Here is an 18,956-nt window from a genome sequence, read left to right on the forward strand (position 1 = left end):
CCGTGAACCAGCTTCGCTCTCATCCTCGACTTGTCCGCAAGCTTCAGGAGGCGCTCGGCGATCAGCTCTGCGTCGCTCTCGATGATTCGACCGTGGTCGAAATCATGCTCAATCCAGACGGCAAACTATTCATCGAAAGGCTTGGCCATGGCGTGGCACCTGCAGGAGAAATGTCGTCTGCAGCGGCGGAAATGGTGATTGGAGCGGTGGCGCATGCGCTCCAATCCGAGGTCGATACCGAGCAGCCGATCGTCTCAGGCGAGTTGCCGATCGGAGGCCATCGCTTCGAGGGTCTTTTGCCGCCCGTCGTCTCGAAGCCGGCTTTCACCATTCGCCGTCGCGCCTCGCGCTTGATCCCACTTGAGGATTATGTGCGTTCCGGCGTGATGAGCGAACAGCAAGCGTTGACGATCCGCAGCGCAATTTCGTCCCGGCTCAACATCATCATCTCCGGCGGGACCGGCTCCGGCAAGACGACGCTCGCGAACGCCGTCATCAACGAAATCGTCAAGTCGGCGCCTGACGACCGCCTCGTCATCCTCGAGGACACAGCCGAGATCCAGTGCACAGCCGAGAACGCCGTCCTTCTCCACACAAGCGATACTGTCGATATGGCGCGGCTGTTGAAAAGCACGATGCGCTTGCGTCCCGACCGCATCGTCGTGGGCGAGGTCCGTGACGGCGCTGCGCTTACGCTGCTCAAGGCCTGGAATACTGGCCATCCGGGGGGCGTTGCCACAATTCACTCGAACACCGCCATGTCGGCGCTTCGTCGTCTCGAGCAACTGACTGCTGAGGCCAGCCAGCAGCCGATGCAAGATGTGATTGGAGAAGCGGTCGATCTCATCATCTCGATCGAGCGAACGGCAAGGGGTCGGCGCGTTCGCGACGTCATCCAGGTCGAGCGCTACGCCCACGGCGAATACGAAATAGAATCCGATGAGCTCACGGAAGAACAGGAGGCGCGCCATGTCGCGTAAAAACGCTGTTATCGCCGCAGCACTCCTTGCAGCGCCCATCATCTTAACGTCAGTGGCCCCGGCTCTCGCGAGTTCCGGCGGCGGCCTCCCGTGGGAAGGTCCGCTGCAACAAATCCAGGAATCGATTACCGGACCAGTCGCCGGCGCCATTGCGCTTGCGGCAGTGGCGATCGCCGGCGGCATGCTGATATTTGGGGGCGAACTCAACGATTTCGCTCGGCGGCTCGTCTACGTCGTGCTCGTCGCCGGCATTCTGCTCGGCGCGACCAACATCGTCGGTCTTTTCGGCGCCACCGGCGCCTCGATCGGGCTCTCCGACGTGCGAGCCACCTCCATCGATCCAAGCGGAGAAGGGGAGGGGGATAATGGCTGAGTCCTTATCCGGACTGCAACGCAACCGCATTCACCGTGCCCTGTCGCGCCCGAACCTTCTGATGGGTGCGGACCGGGAACTGGTGCTGCTCACCGGGCTTGCTGCCGTCATTCTGATTTTCGTGGTGCTGACGGCATATTCCGCCCTCTTCGGCGTTGCCGTCTGGATCGTCATCGTCGAGCTTTTGAGAATGATGGCAAAGGCAGACCCGCTGATGCGACAGGTCTACGTCCGCCATATCTCATACCGGCATTACTACAGGGCGACCTCCTCGCCGTGGCGCCGGAATTAAGGAGGAGAGATGGTCGCTCTCAAACGTTTCCGGGCTACCGGCCCATCCTTTGCGGATCTCGTCCCCTATGCCGGTCTGGTGGACAATGGCATCCTTCTGCTGAAAGACGGAAGCCTGACGGCCGGCTGGTACTTTGCCGGGCCGGATTCCGAAAGCGCGACCGACTGGGAGCGCAACGACCTGTCGCGGCAGATCAATACAATCCTGTCGCGGCTCGGGAGCGGCTGGATGATCCAGGTCGAGGCGGTACGCATTCCGACATTCGACTATCCGTCGGATGATCGATGCCATTTCCCCGATCCGATTACGCGTGCGATCGACGCCGAGCGACGGGCACATTTCGCGCGCGAGCAGGGGCATTTCGAAAGCAAGCACGCGCTCGTCCTCACTTATCGGCCGCTCGAGTCCAAGAAAACGGCGCTCAGCAAATACATCTACTCGGACGAGGAGAGCCGTAAGAAGACCTATGCCGATACGGTGCTCTTCATCTTCAGGAACGCGGTCCGCGAGATCGAGCAGTACCTTGGCAACACGCTTTCGATCAGGCGGATGGAAACGCGGGAGGTCTTAGAGAGGGGAGGGGAGCGGGTCGCACGTTACGACGAACTGCTGCAATTCGTTCGATTCTGCATCACTGGCGAGAATCATCCGGTCCGCCTCCCGGAAGCGCCCATGTACCTCGATTGGATCGCGACGGCTGAGCTCGAGCATGGCCTGACCCCAAAGGTTGAAAGCCGCTTCCTCGGCGTCGTCGCGATCGACGGCCTGCCGGCTGAGAGCTGGCCGGGGATCCTGAACAGCCTCGATCTCATGCCGCTCACCTATCGCTGGTCTTCGCGCTTCATTTTCCTCGACGCACAGGAGGCCAGACAGAAACTGGAGCGTACCCGCAAGAAATGGCAGCAAAAGGTGCGGCCATTCTTCGACCAGCTCTTTCAGACGCAAAGCCGTTCGGTCGACCAGGATGCCATGACCATGGTGGCCGAGACCGAAGACGCCATCGCGCAGGCTTCGTCGCAGTTGGTCGCCTACGGCTACTACACGCCCGTCATCGTTCTCTTCGATCACGATCGAGAAGCACTGCAGGAAAAGGCAGAGGCCATCCGCCGGCTGATCCAGGCGGAAGGCTTCGGGGCGCGGATCGAAACGCTCAACGCGACCGACGCTTTTCTCGGCAGCCTCCCGGGCAACTGGTACTGCAACATCCGCGAACCGCTGATCAACACCAGCAATCTTGCCGATCTCATCCCGCTCAACTCGGTCTGGTCGGGCAACCCGGTCGCCCCATGCCCATTCTATCCGCCGAATTCGCCACCGCTAATGCAGGTGGCGAGCGGTTCAACCCCGTTCCGGCTGAATTTGCATGTCGACGATGTCGGTCACACGCTGATTTTTGGGCCAACCGGCTCGGGCAAGTCGACGCTGCTGGCGCTGATCGCCGCGCAGTTCCGACGCTACGAACGGGCCCAGATCTTCGCCTTCGACAAGGGGAACTCGCTCCTGCCGCTCACGCTCGCCGCAGGCGGCGATCACTATGAGATCGGTGGCGACGCTCAAGAGGAGGTAAAGGCGCTAGCCTTCTGCCCGTTATCGGACCTCACCAGCGATGCAGATCGGGCATGGGCTACCGAATGGATAGAAATGCTGGTCGCCCTGCAGGGTGTTACCATCACCCCCGATCATCGCAACGCGATCTCGCGCCAGATCGGATTGATGGCCAGCGCAGCCGGACGGTCGCTATCGGACTTCGTCAGTGGCGTGCAGATGCGCGAGATCAAGGACGCGCTTCATCACTACACGGTCGACGGCCCGATGGGTCAGCTTCTCGACGCGGAACAGGACGGCCTGTCGCTCGGCGCGCTCCAGACTTTCGAGATCGAGCACCTGATGAACATGGGCGAGCGCAATCTTGTGCCGGTGCTTACCTACCTGTTTCGGCGCATCGAAAAACGACTCGACGGTTCCCCGAGCCTGATCGTTCTCGACGAAGCCTGGCTGATGCTGGGACATCCGGTGTTTCGCAGCAAGATCCGCGAATGGCTGAAGGTGCTGCGCAAGGCCAACTGCGCCGTCGTGCTTGCCACGCAATCCATCTCAGACGCCGAGCGCTCCGGAATTATCGACGTGCTGAAGGAATCCTGCCCGACGAAAATCTGCCTCCCGAATGGCGCCGCCCGGGAACCCGGAACCCGCGAGTTCTACGAACGGATCGGCTTCAACGAGCGGCAGATCGAGATCGTTTCGAATGCAATCCCCAAGCGGGAATATTACGTCGTCACGCCTGAGGGCCGGCGGCTGTTCGATATGGCACTCGGCCCCGTGGCGCTCAGCTTCGTCGGCGCCTCCGGCAAGGAAGATTTGAAGCGTATCCGCACGCTCAGTTCCGAACATGGCCGCGACTGGCCGCATCTTTGGCTTGAAATGAGAGGAGTTCACGATGCCGCATCGCTGCTCAACTTCGAATAGATTGGTCGCTGGTATGGCGGCGGTCGTCTTGACGATCGGCGCTGTCATGCCCGCGGACGCCGGCACGGCCACCGGGGCGGCGACAGAATGGACGCAGGTCCTCAACAATGGCGAGCTCGTATCGCTTGTTGGCCAATCCGGCGAGCAAATCCAGAACCAACTCACCCAGATCAGCCAGCTCGCGCAACAGATCGAAACGCAGCTGAATATCTACCAGAACCTGCTGCAGAACACCGCTACCCTTCCGTCGCACATGTGGGGGCAGGTCGAAAGCGACCTCAATCGGTTGCGCAGCATCGTCGACCAGGGCCAGAGCATCTCGTTTTCCATGGGCAATGCCGATGACGTGCTGCAGCAGCGCTTCCAAAGCTACTCAAGCCTCAAAACCAACCTGCCAGACAATGCTTCTTTTTCGACGACATATCAGTCCTGGTCGGACACCAACCGGGACACGATCGCCAGCACACTGAAGGCGGCAAGCCTGACGTCCGAGCAGTTCGATAGCGAGGAGGGCACGATGTCCTCACTGCGGTCGATGTCCGAGACCGCCGACGGGCAGATGAAAGCTCTGCAGGTCGGACACGAAATCGCTGCGCAACAAGTCGCGCAGATGCAGAAACTTCGCGGCCTTGTCTCCCAACAGATGACGATGATGGGAACCTGGCTGCAGACCGAGCAAACCGACAAGGATCTTGCCCAGGCGCGGCGCGAGAAATTCTTCAGCGGGACTGCGCCTTCCACGTCAGGCGGCGAAAAGATGAAGGTGGAATGGTGAGAACGAAATTGATCCTCCTCGCGATCGCAGCGTTCGTGGCGGCCGGCAGTGCCGGCATCTGGTTCCTCATCTCCGAAAAGCTGGCTGCACAGCAGCGCCATGAACAGTTCTTCGGCACCTCCACGAAGTATCCGACCTCTGGCGGCGAAAAGATGAAGGTCGAGTGGTGAGCAGATGACGGTGATATCATTTCAGCGGCTCAGGGGAGCGATGCTACTTACGACCCTCTGCGTGCTGGCAGCCCAGCCGGCGCTTGCCCAGGAAGGTTCGGTGCTGACATCATTGCAGAGCCAGATCACGACGGCTGCAAAGGGGTGGGAAACGACCGTCATGGATGCGGCCAAATCCCTGTTCTGGATCCTGGCGACGATCGAGATCGGCATCGCCGCCGTCTGGCTGGCAATTCAGGCCGCATCGCTCGACAGTTGGTTCGCCGAGCTTGTCCGCCGGATCATGTTCGTTGGTTTCTTCGCCTTCGTGTTGGCACAAGGCCCTACCTTCGCGAAGGCGGTGGTCGATAGTCTGTTTCAGATTGGCGCCGGTGGGGGAACTGCCTCGCCGGCCGACGTTTTCAATGCCGGACTCGCGGTTGCAACAAAGATGTCCGGAAAGATTCAGTTCGGTCTTTTCGAGGACAATGCGTTGGCGATCTCGGCCGCTTTTGCCATGGTCGTCGTGGTCATTTCGTTCTCACTCGTTGCTGCGATCTTCGTTTCCGTCATGGTCGAAATGTATATCGGCCTGCTCGCCGGAATGATCATGCTGGGGCTTGGCGGCTCGTCCTACACGAAGGACTTCGCGATCCGATATCTGATTTATGCCTTTTCGGTGGGGATGAAACTCATGGCGCTCGTCATGATTTCTCGTATCGGATCAGAAGTTCTCATAGGACTTGCAAACCAACCTGACATTGGAGACCAGTTCCAGACTGCCCTTGCGATCGCCGGTATCGCCGTTGTGGTCTTCATTATCGCCATCTACGTTCCGAACATCATGCAGGGTGTTGTTCAGGGGGCGTCCGTCTCGGGCGGGATGGAGGCGATCAGGCATGGTGGTCAGGCCGCATCGTTTGCGACGGGAGCAGGGTTCCTCGCGGCTGGCGCTGCCGGTGCGGGATTTGCGGCGGCCCAAACCGCGCGGGCCGCGGGGTCATCCGTTGCAGGTGCCATGCTTCGAGGATTTGGTGCAGGGATCGGGTCAGCAGGAAAAGCGGCGGGCTCGGCTGCCAAGGAGAAGGCGATCGGCTCTCCCGGCGCCTACGCCGGGTCGATCCTCGGTCTTGCCAATTCCAAGCTTGATCAGGCGCGCAGTGGGCACAGCGGACCAAAACCGCCTCCCGAACGCAAAGACTAACAGTAATCAGAAAGTGATCGATCGATGGCAGCGAACCGCGCCCCCGAAAACCCCTATCTTGCCGCGCGCCAGGAATGGAACGAGCGATACGGCTCCTATGTGCAGGCGGCCGCGGGATGGCGCATCGTCGGCATCCTCGGCCTGACTATGGCGGTGATCGGCTTCGGGTACGCGATGTATCTCAGCACCCAGGTAAAGCTGGTTCCCTATATTGTCGAGGTCGATAAACTCGGGACCGCGGTGACCGCCGGCTATCCTCAGCAGATCGAATATGCCGACGTTCGGGTGGTGCGCGCCACGCTCGGCAATTTCGTCACCAGCTTCCGTTCGATCACGCCGGATGCCGTCGTGCAAAAGCAATATATCGATCGAACCTACGCACTTCTTCGGACATCGGACCCCTCGACAGAGAAGATCAACGCCTGGTTCCGCGGTAACTCGCCATTTGAAAAGGCGAAGTCCTCGACCGTTGCGATCGAGGTCAACAACATCGTCGCGCTCTCAAACCAGACTTATCAGATCGACTGGACCGAATACGAACGCGATCGCAAGGGCAAGGAAATCGGCACTCGCCGGTTTCGCGGGATCGCAACGGTGACGATTACCGCACCGCAGGACGAGGCGACCATCCGGTTCAATCCCATCGGTCTGTATGTCCGGGATTTCGACTGGACAGCACAGCTTTAAGGGCAGGGGTTTCTCAATGCACAGGACAAAATTATTCGCGGCCGCTGGCTGCCTAGGCGCACTCGTCTTCGTGAGCGGCGCGCAAGCACAGAGCATGACGAACAACGAGGTGAAGGGTACGAACATTTCAAGGAAGTGGCGCGGTACACCCGGCTTGGTCACGACCGGCCCGGACGGCAAGGTCATCTTCCTCTTCGGCGAGACGCAGCCGTCGGTCGTCTGCTCGCCGCTGCAAGTTTGCGACATCGAGCTCCAGGGGGGCGAAATCGTTCGCGATGTTCTGGTAGGCGATACCGTGCGCTGGAAGGTCGAGCCGGCGACATCAGGCGCCACTGGCGGGCAGGCTATCCACCTGATCGTCAAGCCGTCGGAGGCTGGTCTCGTCACTTCGATGGTGGTCACGACTTCACGGCGCACCTATCACATCCAGCTGAAATCGCATCCGAGCCAGTACATGGCCCGTATCGGTTTCGAGTATCCCGAGGACGTGTCAACCAAGCTTGCCGATATCAACTCGCGACTGGAGACCGGAGGCATTCCTGGCGCCGCACCCGACAGGCTGAACTTTTCTTACTCCATAAGCGGCAGTGCCCCCTGGAAGCCGAAGAGGGTCTATTCGGATGGCACCAAGACCTACATCCAGTTCTCAAGGTCGATCTCCAGCCAGGATGCGCCGGTTCTTTTCGTCGTCAGCGGCGGCCAGAACCGCATCGTTAATTACCGGATGAAGAACGACATGATGATCGTCGACTATGCGGTCGACAAAGCAATCCTCGTCTCCGGCGTCGGCTGGCGCCAGCAGAAAATCACCATTCGGCGGGGAGGCTGACCCATGCGCAAGCGTATCGCCATCATCATCGCCACCGCCATGCTTTCCGGCTGCCAGACGGCCGAGGACGGGCTGACCACGAGCTCGACGCCCACCACCCTGACAGGACCGGCCGCAAGCGCGATTGCTGGCGACATGGCAAGCCGGCTTGCCGAGCAGATCGGTCCTTCAGGCACGACAACCATCAAGATGGAGAAGGACTCATCGGACTTTGCGGCGGCACTCGAGGCGGCGCTGAAAGGATGGGGCTATGCGGTGATCACTGACGGCAAGGCCGGACAGGACGTGAAACCCGTCGAGCTCGCTTATTCGATCGACGGCGTCGACGGCCAAGTGCTTGCAAGGCTCTCGACGCCATCCATCGCGCTTGGCCGGGCCTATACGGCGACGCCTGCGGGTGCCGTGCCGGCAAGCCCGCTCTCGATCATGCAGCGCAATTGAGGGGAGGCGAGCATGGTCCAATCTCTGCAACTGGGCACCTCCAGCCAGGCCGAAGATCAGAAGGGTATGCGCCGCCTCAATCGGCTGCCGATCATCATCGCCATCGTCATCGTCGCGCTCTTCGTCGGCGTCGTCGTCATCGGGCTTTCGTGGCGCGGGCTTCCTTTCAATCGCAACAATGACCTCGACAGTGCCTCGAATACTCCCGCGACGAACTTCGGCGACCAACTCAAGCGTGGTGTCACCGACGGCATCATTGGCGATCCGGAACAACGCGAAGTGTTCCAGCCGACACCTGCCGTCGAACAGAAGGTCAAGAAGGAAACCGCCGTTGCCGACCCCACGCCGACACAGCGAGAGGAGCGGCGCCCGAGACTTGAATCGGAGGCGGAATGGAAAGCGCGGCTGAAACGGGAGCAGGATGAACAGTATATCCGTGAAGCGCAACGCCAGCGCATGGCCCGGCTGCAGGCGCGGGCGACAGCCTTGGACTCGCCGTTGAAGGTGGATATTTCCGATGTCGAGAAGGCCGCCAATGCCTCCACAGACACGAACCGACAGACGACGACTGCCAACAGCGCCTCGGACCTCTATGCCACTGCGATGAAGTCCGGTCTGATGGGAGAGAACGTCGATCCTAACGCGCAGACCTCGAAGGAGGATTTCTTCAATCAGGACATCAAGGATCTTGGTTATCTACCGAACCGGGTCGTGCCGCAGATGTCCGCCTACGAGCTCAAGCGCGGCTCCGTCATTCCAGCGACCTTGATCACCGGTCTCAACTCCGACCTTCCCGGACGGCTCACGGCGCAGGTGAGCCAGAACGTCTACGACAGCGCCACCGGTTACCGCCTTCTGATCCCGCAGGGGGCAAAACTGTTCGGCCGCTACGATTCCAAGGTTTCCTTCGGTCAGGAACGCGTCCTCGTGGTCTGGACCGATCTCATTTTCCCGAATGGATCGACGCTGCAAATCGGCGGCATGGCTGGCACGGATGCCGAAGGCTATGGCGGCTTCAAGGACAAGGTCGATCGCCATTTCTGGCGCACATGGAGTTCGGCCGCGCTCATCGCATTGATTGGAACAGGGATCGACATGTCGATGCCGCAAAGCTCGACGCTCGCAACACAGGAGACCGCCTCGGATGCGGCTCGCCGCAACTTCGCGGAATCCTTTGGGAGGGTCGCCGAGCAAACCATCTCGAAAAACCTGAATGTGCAGCCGACCATCCAGATCCGCCCCGGCTACAAGTTCAATGTGCTCGTTGACCAGGATATTATATTTCCGTCGGCCTAAAGCAGAAACTGACGAACATAGTCCGACAGCTTCGCCGCCATTTCACCCGCTGGCATGCCCCCCATGCCGGTGCAACATTGCAATCCCCGCAATAACTTTCCTACAATTGTCATCTTTTTAGTTCAAAGGGACTTGAAACTTGCCTTTTCGCAGGTAGTGCTAGACGTACACGGCTAAAGGGACTGCTTCCTGGCTCTCCCGTATCGTGGGTTGCATCGAGATGCCTGTGGCTGATTATGGCTATGACCTGGCCGCCGGGCGGCGAGGCCGTTCGAGCGTCTCGATGTGCCAGATCATGACCGACCGACAGGTCGATAAGACAGGAGAAACGCTGGTGGATGGAGAATTTCGCTCGCTCGTCGACATGTTGGAAGCTGCGCAGGACGAGCTCACGATCAAAGGTGCCATGAAGCGCTTCGCACGGTCCTGCGGCTACGAACGGTTTGCCTATCTTCAAAAGGAAGGCGCCCAGATCAAGACCTTCAACACCTATCCAAAGCCTTGGGAACGCATCTATCTCTCGGCCGACTACTCCAATATCGATCCAGTGGTGACGCAGGCGAAACGGAAAGGCGATATATTTTTTTGGACGGCGGACGATTGGAGACCACGCGGCTCGTCTGAGCTCAGAAGGTTCCGCGATGGGTCCATCGAGCATGGGATCCGTTGCGGTGTGACTATTCCAGTGGAAGGCAGCTACGGCACTTCAATGATGCTGACCTTCGCGTCCTCCGAAAGAAAAGTGGACCAACCGGTTGCCTTTGACCCGAAGAGGGCAGTGCAATTGGTGATGATGATCCACTACCGGCTAAAGATGATCGGAGGCAAGACCGCACTCAATCCAAAGCAGGCGTTGTCGCCTCGTGAAATGGACTGCTTGATCTGGGCGGCCAAGGGGAAGAATACACTCACAACAGCCAATCTGGTCGGCATTGCCTTCCGAACTGTCCAGCATCATCTCGATAAAGCCCGTGGGAAACTCGGCGCTGAGTCGGTGCCACAACTCGTGGCGATCGCCAAGGATCGGGGTTTGCTGCCTCCTAGCTAGCCTTCATCATCGACCGGTACGTCCGGCACGAAACCAAGTGCGTCGAGCATATCCGAAAGCTCATCCTGCTGAGCTGCGGCCCTTTTCTGGCGCGCGAAATGCTCTTCCTGAAGGGTCACCAAGACCGAGTTGGCGATTGAAGGATCCTCGCTTGCGCGTATCCATTCCTCGTAAACCTCCTGGTCGGCAGCGAGGAGACGGCGATGTTCGCGAATGGCGGACACGGTGAGTTCCTCCAACTCCGCCTTATCCATCAAATCGTATCGAGGTTTCGTCTGATCTCCTTCGGCTTGCGAGGAGCCCGCATCTTGCATTTCTTTTCCTTCCCAGATCGATGGATTGGCACGACCGCTCCATATTCGCGTTCGCGTCTCTTGTCTCCTATGTCAGACGATCCTCTTGAAGAGTAAACATCTGATCATCCGGCAATATCACAGGCTTGGACGAATCGGAACTATAGTTCCTAGAACAATAGTTCCGATTCTGGTTCCGCTGACGTCATGGATCTCAACGAGGTCATGGCGAGCAATTTGCGTCGAATACGTCATGGCAAGAAACTGACGCAGGAGGAGCTGGCCCATCGCACAGGCCTAAGCACACGCCATATCGGCGCCATCGAGCGCGCCGAGATGTCGGCGACCCTCACGGTTCTTGGCCAGATCTCTGAAGCGCTAGATGTCGACCCAAGGGAGTTCCTGGCGAAAACAAGCCCGACCTGACGGTATCGACGCTTATCAGATTCCGGATCGCCAACCCGTCGTAAAGTTTAGCGCATTCATCATCTCGAAACTGTTGCACCACTGAACACCGAGATCCTTGCAAACGTCGGGAATGCGGCGATTTGCGCGCTTCGCGCTCGGCTTCGACGCCTCGACCGTCACGACGGTTCGATCAGCAGGCTGCGCCATCGCATAGGCAATCAGAAAGGGATCCCGACCGATCTCGATGACTTCCGCGTCGTTCAAATCCGGCGCGTATTTTTCGATGACGGCCTGCACCAGCGCCGGATCGACATCTTCATCGAGCCTGAGGCTGTCGTAGTTGTCACCCTCGCCCAACCATCGACCGATCTCCGAACCCTCGGTGATTTCCTCGAGGATCTCGACGGGAATTTTGATCTGGCCGGTATTCCCCATATGAACCAGCCAATCCCAGAATTCCGGAAACCGGCCGATCGGGTAGTACAGATTGTGGGCGGTGATGAGAACGTTCGCGTCGAGGAGATGCACGGCTTCTCCTTACGCCGCGCTATCTGTAAGGGAATAAACGTTGCTGGCCCTGACACCGAGGATCGCAGCTGCCTTGGAAGGAGACAACGCGCCCTCCGCCAGCATTCGCTTGGAGAGTTCGACGAGCCGATTGCCGAGCTTGTGGCGCTTGACCGTATAGTAACTTGGCCCGCCCTCGTTTTCCCGGGCGCGATCGCGCTGCGCGGCTCGGTTTCTCAGCCACTGCTGGCGGAACAGCGTCGTCACCGTGGACCAGGTTTCCTGGTCGATGATGCCTTCGCGATAGAGTTTGTAGGCGACCATGGAATGGCTGACTTGGCGAGCTTCCGCGATCGCGGAAATCCGCCCCATAACCTGCTCCTGCGACGCACCGAAGAGGGAAGGCTCCTGCGCAATTTCTGCCGTAGGCAGTAGGATGCGCCCGGCAACATCGTTGCAGAACGTCTCGATCGCGCTCGCCGGCCGTCCGCCGCTGACGCCGGTTTGGCCCAGCCAGATATGTGCGAGCTCGTGCAGAAGCGTGAATGACCACGCCTGCTCGCTGTCCTGATCGTTAATCACGACGAAAGGGGCAATAGGATCGGCGAACGCAAACCCCCTGAAGAGTTCGACATTCAGCGTGCTGTGATGACTGCCGAGATTGCCGATAAGGAGCACGAAGACGCCAGCCGCTTCAGCGCGTTCGCGAAGATAGGCGAACCCTTTGGGCGTTCCCCGGCCGTTACCGTGCCGGAACGTCTGCAAGTCGAACGCCAGGCGCGTCCGGATCGCCGTTGCCAAAGCCTCGGCCCCTTGCCCTTGGTCGAACGAGCCAACGAAATCGAGTGGGGTGGCCTCGTCCTCGGTTTCGAGCACGGCTCTGACCATTTCCTGACGTGCGCGAACTTCACGCAGCAGCGTATCGACCAATGCCGCATCGCGCTTTGCAAACTCGGCCGGCAAGGTGCGAAAATCCTCGCCGCGCGCGGCCACCGAAGGCGGCTCTGCCAAATAGAAGGTCAACAGGGGCCTGCGATATTGCGCAGCCATTTTCAAAAGCATCGGCCGCGTCGGCTCGCTATCCCCCGCCTCAAGCATGGCCAGGCGATCGCTGCCCGCTACACCGCGAGCCTCGCCAAGACCGACTTTCTCAGCGGCATCCTCGAGATTGAGTCCCGCGGTTTCGCGGGCCCAACGAAGGATCGATGGATTGACCTTAGGCACTCTTTTCCCCTGTTCGAAGCAGGCGATACTCGGATTGATATGATCATGCAATCATTACGAAAGATATAGGAACTGCGGACCCATGGACGAGGATACCACTTTCCGATGGCGCTCTTCCTCTTGAAGAAAGCCGTTTCACCCAGCGCAGTGCGCCTATTTTTGCCCACCGATCCGCGACAGATCGATCCGCATCCCTGCGGCACCGACTTCCCTCCCGTCCAGGGGTTCGGCATCGATCGGTGGAGGCTCTTCCACATTCACAGTATCGGTCTCCTTGCCGACGGTCCGATCGCGCTGATTTGCGATAGCGCCGCCCGGATCCTCCGCCTGAAAGACACTCACGCCCTCGAACTCGCCGGTCTTCCAGGCATAGACGGCATCCTCGAAGATCTGGGGGAAGACATCGTCGCTCTTCGGATTGCCGTACCACTTGGCGACAATCCGCAAGACTTTGGCAAACATGGCCGTCCCCTTGCGGAGGTTTTCGCAAGCATCGACGAGATCTGGCTTCAGATCAGCCGCGTCCTTCACGCCGACGCCAGCCGGAAACTGCGTCAGGCCGACACGCACCACTGCCTGGCCGACATACTGCCGGATGATCGCCATTGCCTCGTCAGGCGATGTCGCCTTCGGGACGAGGATCAAGCGGCCACCCGATTTGACAGTGACGGCAAGTGGGTCATTCGAGCCTGCAGCGGTCACGAACTGCGCTACGATCGCGGGCTTCAGCGAATGGTCGGCGCATTGTTGAATTAGAGCAGCATCGAGCATTGCGGGCTCCTTGGAACTCATGTGTTGAAGGAAAAAATGATGGGTTTGTCGAACAGACGCGCCCAGGCTTGCGTGCTCGCGCGCTGGATAGCCACGATGGATGTGCCCTTGGTCCACCAGCCATTGCCGACGGCGACGATGACGTCCGGACCGTGCAGCATGGATTGGAGAATGGGCCAGACAATCAGTTGCTCGTAGCAGATAAGGGGTGCTGCCCGACTGTCGGCAACGGCCACGACCGGATTGGCGAAGAAGTGCGCCCCCGCGCCGCCGCTCTCACCAAGCAAGGGACGCCAAGGTTGCCACATCGAGCCTGGCACAGGCATGCGCTCGCGATAAAGGAGCCGAGCCCCGTCGCCTGAGATGGCGATCAGAACGTTATCGTATCCGCCCGCACCGACAACTGCGGCGCCGGCGATAATGGAGATGTCAGTGCCCTGCAGAGACTTTACCCAGAGCCGCCCGACGGTCGGAGTCCAGAAGCCCAGAGCGCTTTCGGGAAGAACAATGGTGCGGGTGCCGCCGGATGCCCGATCCGTCACCGTGGCAATCAGATCACGGTGACGCTCAATGCTGGCGTCGCGCCCCAGCGACGCGCCCATTTGGAGGTCGACCCCTTGCCAGGATTCCGGTAGGTTCGGTTCGTCCCAAGTTGCGGCGGACCACATCCAAAAGCCTACCAGGACAATCGCGACAGCCGGCCACATGCGGGTTACGAGGCCCATGATCCCGGCTGTCGCAGCAACCAGCCCCCACCATCCCCATCCCGGAAACAGCACGCCCGCGGCGGTGATCGGATGAGCCCAGCCGGTGATGCCGAATGGCGGAACGGCCATCAGAACCGCTGCCAGGAGATAGCGGCGCGGACGAGCACCCGTCTTCTTCGTCCAGAGGACGGTATGCACGATGACGAAGCCGGCGGACGCACAGAGCCAAAGCAATAATCCCGGCCAGAGGTCGGAGGAATAGAAGGTCGCAACGCCCTGCGGCAATCCCCGGGAAGCGGCCAGGAAATAGCCGGCTGAGACAACCGCGGCTGTCAGCCTCGTTCGCGCAAACGCCCAGAGGACCGGAAATGTGAAAGCGACCGGAAGAAGGAGTATGTAGCCACTCCACGCAAGTGTTCCGGCGACGATGGATGCGGCAATCAACAGCGTTGCCCGCACCTTGTCATGGCGCATAGGTGAGAACCTCTTGCGCAAGACCGAGGATACCGGAAGCGGGCAGGGGACCGAAATAGCGGGAGTCATAGGAGCCAGCGAATGGTGAGTGGAGAAAGAGGCTTCCCGCCGGCACGACGCCGCCGGCAAACGGCGTCATTGGCCGACCTTTGCCGTCCCACTCTGCCAGCCTCGAAAAGGGAAGCTTTCGCCCGTCGACCGTCACGTGGGCGCCGATTTCAACACTCTGGCCGGCGATGGCAATGACCGTTTTGATGAGAGGCGCGACGCCGCCAGGGCAGGTGCCGACACGGAGATAGCCGCGCTCTCGCGCCTCGCGCATGACAGGCGTTTGCGGAGGGCAGATGAACACGAGATCGCCGGTCGACGCCGGCCGGTCAAGCGCCACGATACGCCAGAGGCCGATCGGTTCACTCGGTGTCAGGTTGATGCGATATCCGCCCACGATTGCGGCAGCAACGCCGCCGCCAACGATGGACGCCGCCAAGGCTAAGAGCACGACAGCATGCGCCCTTTGAGCGCGGCGCGTCCCAAACGCAAACGCGGATGTCTTCATTTGAGCGAGAGCCCCTGGCTCTTGGCCTGACGCAGCGTCTCCGCTTGCTTCAGCGCCTCGGTCGTGCGCTCGCGCGCGACGAGTTGCTGCACCGTCCGCATCGAATTCCACGCCGATTGCACCTCCGCTTTCTGTACGGCCGTCATTCCCGAAGTGACGGTGTTGAAGGTCTGCCCACTCGGGTCCTTCGCAGCAAGCGACAGGAAGGTTCGCTCGCCGAACCGCTCCGATACGGCCTTGGCGAAACCTTCCAGTTCCGCCTTCACCATTTTGTCGGCGAGCGCAAATTCGAGGCCGGCGGGCAGATCGTTCCGGTCGATCGCGTCGCGAACGCGTTCCAATGTTTGTTTTGCGTTTGGCGACAGTGCGGGAATGTCGATCGAGACCTTCAAGCGGGCAGCACGTTCTTCGACCTCGAACTTACGTTCCGCCTCCGCCCGCTGGCGCAGATAGCGCTCCAAGTTGCGGGCAAGCGCCGGCGCATTCGTTTGTGCCTTTTCTCGCTCCTGCTTGTGAGAGCGGCTGGCGAGGATCCCGGTCTTGCCCTTGAGCGCGCCGAAGCTTTCGGGCTCCGACCCGAGCTTGGTCAACGTGGATTTCGCAACGGTCTCGTCCTTCAGCATCGCGTCGACATTGATTGCCTTGAAGGCGCTTTCCGGCTGCGCGTAGACGATGTGGAAGCGGGTCGAGACCTCCTCCCATTGCTTCTTCAAGCCTGGATCGGCGGCGACCTTGTCCTCGATCGCCTGGTCGACCGATTTGGCGAAGGTTGTGATGCCCGAGACCATCGGCTTTGCCTCCTTGGTACTGTTTTGGGTTGGGGACTGCGCGGCGCCGCGGACGAGCCCGAGCTTGCCGGCGACGGCGGCGAGGCGGGCGCCGAGATTGGCAAGTTTTTGCTTTTGGCTGACGACCCATTCCAGCCGGTCGCGAAGCAGAGTTCGGGCGACGTTGACGAGATTGAGACCGCGGGCTTCGGCAAAACGAAGCGCCTGACGGTAGAAGTCACTTTTCTTGTAATCGAGAGTCGTTTCCTTCGCGTTCCGCCGCGACAGGATCGGGATCAACCCGCCGTTCTTGGCGAAGGATCTGCGACCGTAATAGACGGCCAAGTCCTCACGATGACGGGTCATGGCGACATAGGTGAGATGGCGGTCCAGCGAAAGCGAAGCGAGCACTTTCACCCGGTCGACGGTCGCGCCCTGGCTCTTGTGGATGGTCGTGGCATAACCGTGGTCGAGGTTGTTGTAGAAGCGCTGTTCGACCAGCACCTGGCGGACATTCTCCCCATCGCCGATCAGCGCGGTGATCCGTCCCGGCTTCGCTTCGACGACCTTGGCCAGCATGCCGTTCTTGACGCCCAGTGATCCCTCGTTCTTGAGGAAAATGATCTGGTCGCCGACGGCGAAGTTGCGTTCACCGTCCGCGGTCTTGAACATGGTTCCCTGATCGAGAACCCCGCGTTCAATGAGTTTGATGCGCGCCATCTGGTTGAGCATGCGCACGTCCCGGCGCAGATGAGCGAGGATCAGCGACGTCTTCGCCGGATCGTAATCGCGGTCCCAGGCGGTGATCAGGTTGTCGACGGCCTCGGCCTTGAGATCCGATCCTATTATCTTGCCGTTGGCGCGGTAGGCATCGACCGCCCTGCCGACCTTGCCACGCGCGAGATCGAGCGAGGCATCGCGCATCCATTGCTGGCGCTGGCGATAGATGGTTTCGAGCTCCGCATAGCCGATGCGATCGGCAATGGCGCGGAAGGCAGCACCTGCCTCGATCGGTTGGAGTTGCTCGGGATCGCCGACGAGAACGAGCTTGGCGCCGGCCTTCGTCACCGCTTCGACGAACAGCGCCATCTGCCGCGACGACACCATGCCGGCTTCATCAAGGACGAAAACCGTCTTGCTATCGAACTGATCACGGCCTTGGTTCCATCGGAGCTCCCAGGACGCAAGCGTTCGAGAGATGATGCCCGCTTCTTTCTCCAGACCCTCGGCGGCCTTGCCGGCAAGTGCTGCACCGACAACACGATAGCCTGCCGCTTCCCAGGCCTCGCGCGCGGCCTTCATCATCGTCGTCTTGCCGGCGCCGGCGCGGCCGATCACGGCGGCGATCCGCTCGGGTCCGGCCACATGCTCGATCGCCGTCTTCTGCTCATCCGACAGACGCTCATGGCGCGCAAATGTCGCGGCCAACACTGCGTCGCGAACGCCATGTGACGACCGCTGGGACAGCCAGACCGCTCGATTGGCCATCTCGGATTCGATCCGGATCATGTCGCGCGTCGTATACTTGGCCGGCACTCGGATACCGCTGGCAAGGTCGATCCGCTCGCGCTCGATGCGGAAGGTTTCAGGGTGGAGGATGATCCGAACCATCAGGGTTTGGAACAGCCCCGCGTCATCGACGTAGCGGTGAAGGATCTTGGCGACGTCACGCTCGTCGAAGACGCTCTTTTCGCGCATGATCAGGTCTAGGACAAGTTTGGGGCTCCGCTCGATCCGTCTCGCATTCTCGGCCCTTCGTGCGTCCTGCAATTCGAGGCGCTCGAGCTCGATCGGCTTTGAAGCAAGGTCGGATTTTCGCTCGATCGCCTTGGTCCCAACACCAAGATGGATAGTCGGTTCGAGATCGATCCCTTGCTTTTCGAAGGACCGTCCGTCGACGCGAAGGTCGAGGCCGGCAAGCGCCAGATGCCGATTCTGGCAGGCGAACCAGCCATCGCGAAAGGCGTTGAAATCGTAGATGCTGCCGGCCCAGAGCTCGTAGACGATCTTGCCGGTGTCGTTGCGGATAAGGTTGCCGTCCGGTCCAAGCACCGCGACCTTCTTGGCGCCAAAACCGTCCTCGGTCAGCGGCCGCAAGGTTGTCATCAGATGCACATGCGGATTGCCCGGTGCGTCGTGATAAACCCAGTCCGCTACCATCCCCTTCGACGTGATGTGCCGCTCGACGAAATCCCGCACCAGCGCGATGTTCTGCTCGGCGGTCAACTCGATCGGCAGGGCGATCGTCACATCCTTGGCGAGCTGCGCATCCGAGCGCTTCTCGAAATCTTCGACCATGTTCCAGAAGGCTTCGGACACGCCCGAAACCGAGCGGTCTGATATCATCTTGCGCAGCCATTCCGGCGCATCGGCGGGGATGACGAACTCTTCATGCAGCAATCCCTGCTTGCGCGTGTAGTCGATTATCCGCGCCTCGCGCTCGAACTCCATTTTGGCGCAGTGCCGGTAAGCCGCCGATAGCACGGCGCTGCGGCCGGAGCCACGGGCGACGACGCTGACGGAGAAATGGGGGACGGCCACGGCGGAATTCTTTCCCGATTGCGAACGAAATCAACAGGTTCGTCGAGAGCGGCAGACCGCCAGGGGCCTTGAGCAAGGGCGTCGCGTCAGCGACGTATAATTGCGCCCTTCGGATCCGCTCCTTCGGAACGGCCGGGATCATTCACCAAAGCATCGCCGCTGGCGATT

At 60.3% G+C, this 18,956-nt stretch carries 20 protein-coding genes; 13 read left to right on the forward strand and 7 right to left on the reverse strand.

Annotated features, from left to right (window positions below; translation table 11 throughout):
• Positions 1-2: 2 nt before the first annotated feature.
• From trbB to FHT69_RS31590, 12 genes are all read left to right on the forward strand, one after another.
• Positions 3-980 (forward strand): P-type conjugative transfer ATPase TrbB, encoded by a 978-nt coding sequence (gene trbB, locus FHT69_RS31535; RefSeq protein ID WP_183845390.1) that lies wholly within the window; start codon positions 3-5, stop codon positions 978-980.
• Positions 970-1,353 (forward strand): TrbC/VirB2 family protein, encoded by a 384-nt coding sequence (locus FHT69_RS31540; protein WP_183845389.1) that lies wholly within the window; start codon positions 970-972, stop codon positions 1,351-1,353. The genes trbB and FHT69_RS31540 overlap by 11 nt, the downstream gene beginning before the upstream one ends.
• Entirely contained in the window at positions 1,346-1,645 is a 300-nt protein-coding gene (locus tag FHT69_RS31545; protein WP_183845388.1) for a conjugal transfer protein TrbD, read from the forward strand. Before FHT69_RS31540 ends, FHT69_RS31545 begins: the two co-directional genes overlap by 8 nt.
• Before the next feature lie 9 nt (positions 1,646-1,654).
• Positions 1,655-4,111, forward strand: a complete 2,457-nt coding sequence (locus tag FHT69_RS31550) for a conjugal transfer protein TrbE (RefSeq protein ID WP_183845387.1) — start codon at positions 1,655-1,657, stop codon at positions 4,109-4,111.
• Positions 4,083-4,886 carry a P-type conjugative transfer protein TrbJ gene (gene trbJ / locus FHT69_RS31555; RefSeq protein ID WP_183845386.1) on the forward strand — a complete coding sequence of 268 codons (804 nt, stop codon included), beginning with the start codon at positions 4,083-4,085 and terminating at the stop codon, positions 4,884-4,886. The genes FHT69_RS31550 and trbJ overlap by 29 nt, the downstream gene beginning before the upstream one ends.
• Positions 4,880-5,056, forward strand: a complete 177-nt coding sequence (trbK, locus tag FHT69_RS31560) for an entry exclusion protein TrbK (RefSeq protein WP_113334002.1) — start codon at positions 4,880-4,882, stop codon at positions 5,054-5,056. Before trbJ ends, trbK begins: the two co-directional genes overlap by 7 nt.
• 4 nt (positions 5,057-5,060) lie before the next feature.
• Positions 5,061-6,239: a P-type conjugative transfer protein TrbL gene (gene trbL / locus FHT69_RS31565; protein WP_183845385.1), complete on the forward strand. Its 1,179-nt coding sequence runs from the start codon at positions 5,061-5,063 to the stop codon at positions 6,237-6,239.
• Between the two features lie 24 nt (positions 6,240-6,263).
• Positions 6,264-6,926: a conjugal transfer protein TrbF gene (locus FHT69_RS31570; protein ID WP_113334000.1), complete on the forward strand. Its 663-nt coding sequence runs from the start codon at positions 6,264-6,266 to the stop codon at positions 6,924-6,926.
• Positions 6,927-6,942: 16 nt separating this feature from the next.
• Positions 6,943-7,755 carry a P-type conjugative transfer protein TrbG gene (trbG, locus tag FHT69_RS31575; protein ID WP_183845384.1) on the forward strand — a complete coding sequence of 271 codons (813 nt, stop codon included), beginning with the start codon at positions 6,943-6,945 and terminating at the stop codon, positions 7,753-7,755.
• Positions 7,756-7,758: 3 nt separating this feature from the next.
• Entirely contained in the window at positions 7,759-8,196 is a 438-nt protein-coding gene (gene trbH, locus FHT69_RS31580; RefSeq protein WP_183845383.1) for a conjugal transfer protein TrbH, read from the forward strand.
• 12 nt (positions 8,197-8,208) lie between these two features.
• On the forward strand, positions 8,209-9,492 hold the full coding sequence (gene trbI / locus FHT69_RS31585) for an IncP-type conjugal transfer protein TrbI (protein ID WP_183845382.1): 1,284 nt from the start codon (positions 8,209-8,211) through the stop codon (positions 9,490-9,492).
• Positions 9,493-9,826: 334 nt separating this feature from the next.
• A complete protein-coding gene (locus FHT69_RS31590) occupies positions 9,827-10,540 on the forward strand; it encodes an autoinducer binding domain-containing protein (protein WP_183845418.1) in 714 nt (237 codons plus the stop codon).
• Here the strand turns inward: FHT69_RS31590 and FHT69_RS31595 are convergent.
• On the reverse strand, positions 10,537-10,854 hold the full coding sequence (locus tag FHT69_RS31595; RefSeq protein ID WP_183845381.1) for a transcriptional repressor TraM: 318 nt from the start codon (positions 10,852-10,854) through the stop codon (positions 10,537-10,539). The genes FHT69_RS31590 and FHT69_RS31595 overlap by 4 nt on opposite strands.
• A 186-nt stretch (positions 10,855-11,040) precedes the next feature.
• Between FHT69_RS31595 and FHT69_RS31600 the strand changes: the two genes are divergently transcribed.
• A complete protein-coding gene (locus FHT69_RS31600) occupies positions 11,041-11,259 on the forward strand; it encodes a helix-turn-helix domain-containing protein (RefSeq protein ID WP_025582042.1) in 219 nt (72 codons plus the stop codon).
• Between the two features lie 15 nt (positions 11,260-11,274).
• Here FHT69_RS31600 and FHT69_RS31605 read toward each other — a convergent pair whose 3' ends face one another.
• The 6 genes from FHT69_RS31605 to traA all read right to left on the reverse strand — a co-directional run bounded on the left by FHT69_RS31605 (position 11,275) and on the right by traA (position 18,788).
• Positions 11,275-11,769 carry a DUF4411 family protein gene (locus FHT69_RS31605; protein WP_183845380.1) on the reverse strand — a complete coding sequence of 165 codons (495 nt, stop codon included), beginning with the start codon at positions 11,767-11,769 and terminating at the stop codon, positions 11,275-11,277.
• 9 nt (positions 11,770-11,778) lie between these two features.
• Positions 11,779-12,972 (reverse strand): ImmA/IrrE family metallo-endopeptidase, encoded by a 1,194-nt coding sequence (locus FHT69_RS31610; RefSeq protein ID WP_183845379.1) that lies wholly within the window; start codon positions 12,970-12,972, stop codon positions 11,779-11,781.
• 153 nt (positions 12,973-13,125) lie between these two features.
• Positions 13,126-13,743: a TraH family protein gene (locus FHT69_RS31615; RefSeq protein WP_183845378.1), complete on the reverse strand. Its 618-nt coding sequence runs from the start codon at positions 13,741-13,743 to the stop codon at positions 13,126-13,128.
• Between the two features lie 17 nt (positions 13,744-13,760).
• Positions 13,761-14,924: a conjugal transfer protein TraB gene (locus FHT69_RS31620; protein WP_183845377.1), complete on the reverse strand. Its 1,164-nt coding sequence runs from the start codon at positions 14,922-14,924 to the stop codon at positions 13,761-13,763.
• A complete protein-coding gene (gene traF, locus FHT69_RS31625; protein WP_183845376.1) occupies positions 14,914-15,480 on the reverse strand; it encodes a conjugative transfer signal peptidase TraF in 567 nt (188 codons plus the stop codon). Before traF ends, FHT69_RS31620 begins: the two co-directional genes overlap by 11 nt.
• The gene (gene traA, locus FHT69_RS31630; protein WP_183845375.1) at positions 15,477-18,788 is read right to left on the reverse strand and encodes a Ti-type conjugative transfer relaxase TraA; all 3,312 of its coding nucleotides are present in this window, start codon (positions 18,786-18,788) and stop codon (positions 15,477-15,479) included. The genes traF and traA overlap by 4 nt, the downstream gene beginning before the upstream one ends.
• Between the last annotated feature and the right edge of the window lie 168 nt (positions 18,789-18,956).

The sequence above is a fragment of the Rhizobium sp. BK008 genome, from assembly GCF_014197345.1.
Lineage (GTDB): Bacteria > Pseudomonadota > Alphaproteobacteria > Rhizobiales > Rhizobiaceae > Rhizobium > Rhizobium anhuiense.

Bases quoted from the DNA above. Each gene is read 5' to 3' on its own strand.
- FHT69_RS31545 (WP_183845388.1), top strand. From the start codon at position 1,346: ATGGCTGAGTCCTTATCCGGACTGCAACGCAACCGCATTCACCGTGCC.
- FHT69_RS31595 (WP_183845381.1), bottom strand. From the start codon at position 10,854: ATGCAAGATGCGGGCTCCTCGCAAGCCGAAGGAGATCAGACGAAACCT.
- FHT69_RS31570 (WP_113334000.1), top strand. From the start codon at position 6,264: ATGGCAGCGAACCGCGCCCCCGAAAACCCCTATCTTGCCGCGCGCCAG.
- trbH (WP_183845383.1), top strand. From the start codon at position 7,759: ATGCGCAAGCGTATCGCCATCATCATCGCCACCGCCATGCTTTCCGGC.
- FHT69_RS31540 (WP_183845389.1), top strand. From the start codon at position 970: ATGTCGCGTAAAAACGCTGTTATCGCCGCAGCACTCCTTGCAGCGCCC.
- FHT69_RS31600 (WP_025582042.1), top strand. From the start codon at position 11,041: ATGGATCTCAACGAGGTCATGGCGAGCAATTTGCGTCGAATACGTCAT.
- trbG (WP_183845384.1), top strand. From the start codon at position 6,943: ATGCACAGGACAAAATTATTCGCGGCCGCTGGCTGCCTAGGCGCACTC.
- FHT69_RS31615 (WP_183845378.1), bottom strand. From the start codon at position 13,743: ATGCTCGATGCTGCTCTAATTCAACAATGCGCCGACCATTCGCTGAAG.
- FHT69_RS31620 (WP_183845377.1), bottom strand. From the start codon at position 14,924: ATGCGCCATGACAAGGTGCGGGCAACGCTGTTGATTGCCGCATCCATC.
- trbI (WP_183845382.1), top strand. From the start codon at position 8,209: ATGGTCCAATCTCTGCAACTGGGCACCTCCAGCCAGGCCGAAGATCAG.
- trbL (WP_183845385.1), top strand. From the start codon at position 5,061: ATGACGGTGATATCATTTCAGCGGCTCAGGGGAGCGATGCTACTTACG.
- trbJ (WP_183845386.1), top strand. From the start codon at position 4,083: ATGCCGCATCGCTGCTCAACTTCGAATAGATTGGTCGCTGGTATGGCG.
- trbK (WP_113334002.1), top strand. From the start codon at position 4,880: ATGGTGAGAACGAAATTGATCCTCCTCGCGATCGCAGCGTTCGTGGCG.
- traF (WP_183845376.1), bottom strand. From the start codon at position 15,480: ATGAAGACATCCGCGTTTGCGTTTGGGACGCGCCGCGCTCAAAGGGCG.
- FHT69_RS31550 (WP_183845387.1), top strand. From the start codon at position 1,655: ATGGTCGCTCTCAAACGTTTCCGGGCTACCGGCCCATCCTTTGCGGAT.